The organism is Aggregicoccus sp. 17bor-14 (assembly GCF_009659535.1).
GTDB lineage: Bacteria > Myxococcota > Myxococcia > Myxococcales > Myxococcaceae > Aggregicoccus.
In genome coordinates, this window is record NZ_VJZZ01000033.1 from 1 (window position 1) to 1532 (window position 1532).

A 1532-nucleotide genomic window follows, 5' to 3' on the forward strand; every position below is an offset into this window, starting at 1 on the left:
GCACCCCTTTAAACCTCATCGTTTGACGTAGTCGACGGTGCCGGCGGCGAGGACGCGGGAGGTGGCGACCTGTCGCAGGTACTGGGCGTGGGGCACGCGGCGCTTCTTGCGTTTGGGCTTCGGAGGGCGTGGGTGTTTTTGCAGGTGGGCAGGGTTCACCCGGCGAGCCATGTCGACGAGCGTGGCGGCGAGCGTCTCGGGACTCTGCGCCGCATAGGGCTGCCAGACTTCGGGGAGGACGGCCGCCTTGAGGCCGCCGTAGTACTCGCGCAGCTCGGCGGCGACGTAGAAGGAGGAGAGGGGCTGCTGCTTCACCACGTCGGCGTGGGCGGCCCGCACGGCGGCCATCAGCACCGACAGCACGTTGTAGGAGAGCAGCGCGGTGCAGAAAGCCAGCAGGGCGGCCTTGGGCTGGCCCAGGCCACGCAGCTCGCTGTGCAGCGCCGCCTCCAGCCGGCCGAAGAGGGCCTCCACCGTCCAGCGCTTGCGGTACAGGCGCGCCAGCGTGGTGGCCCGCTTGCGCCGCGCAGGCACATTCGTCAGCAGGCGCAGGCAGGTGTCGCCGTCCTCGGTGGGGGTGTGCAGTCGCACCTCGATGCGGCGCAGGTGCAAGAGGCCGCCGGGCTGCGAAGCGTCCGGGATGCAGACGGGCTGCTCGTACACCTCGCCCGTCTCGACGGCCCCCACGCGCCGCAAGGGGCCCTGCTCCTGGGGCACCGGCCGGGTGGATTGCTCGCGGATGAGGCAGTGGGCGCCGCGGGCAGCGAAGGCGCGCAGGATGGGGCGGCTGCTGAAGGCGCGGTCAGCGAGCCACAACTCGTCGGGCTGCAGCGTCTGCAGCAGCAGGTGCAGCAGGCCCGTCTCCTGGTCGTGCGCATCCGCCCACGGCAGCACGTCCAGCACCAGGTCCTCGTCCGGCGCGTACACGACGAGCGACTGGCCGGGCAGGGCTGCGCCGGCAAAGCCCCGCAGCGCCTTGAGGCGCTTGTCGCTGGCCGGCAAGTCGTTGCTGTCCACGACGCGCACCCGGTAGCCCGGGCACACACGGGCCGGTGCGCCGCCGGGGCGCAAGGCGTCCACCTCTGCGCGCAGCGGGCTCAGCCGCGCATGGCTGCCCTGCACCAGGGCGCGCAAGACGCCCGGCTCGCTGTGGGCCGCCTTCTTGTAGAAGGCCTGCACCGAGACGCCCACGGGCGCTCGCTGCAGGGCGGCGTGCAGCGAGGGCCGCAGCCCCAGCACCACCAGCCCCATGCGGTCAACGACGTCGCTGAAGAGCAACTCGCGCACGTACTGCCGCTCGCGCGCCTCCTCGAAGAGCGCGTCCACCCAGGCCGCGTCACACGCGCGCTCCATCACCAGACGCGCCATCACCGTCAGCGGACTGCTTCCCAAATAGCGCTCCACCACGGCATCGAGCATGGCCTTGTACCCTCCATGCCCTTGCAACCCGCACGGGCCCAAGCCACGCTCCCGGCTGCTCCCTCCCACGCCTGCCCCTCACCCGTCGCGCGTCGACAGGTTTAAAGGGGTGC

At 71.6% G+C, this 1532-nt stretch carries 1 protein-coding gene; it reads right to left on the minus strand.

Annotated features, from left to right (window positions below):
* Positions 1 to 15: 15 nt before the first annotated feature.
* Positions 16 to 1419, minus strand: coding sequence for a transposase (locus tag FGE12_RS29915; RefSeq protein WP_153870074.1), 1404 nt, complete (start codon positions 1417 to 1419; stop codon positions 16 to 18).
* Positions 1420 to 1532: the final 113 nt, after the last annotated feature.

Excerpts from the sequence above, each read along its gene's own strand:
- FGE12_RS29915 (WP_153870074.1), bottom strand. The coding sequence starts at position 1,419 with ATGCTCGATGCCGTGGTGGAGCGCTATTTGGGAAGCAGTCCGCTGACG.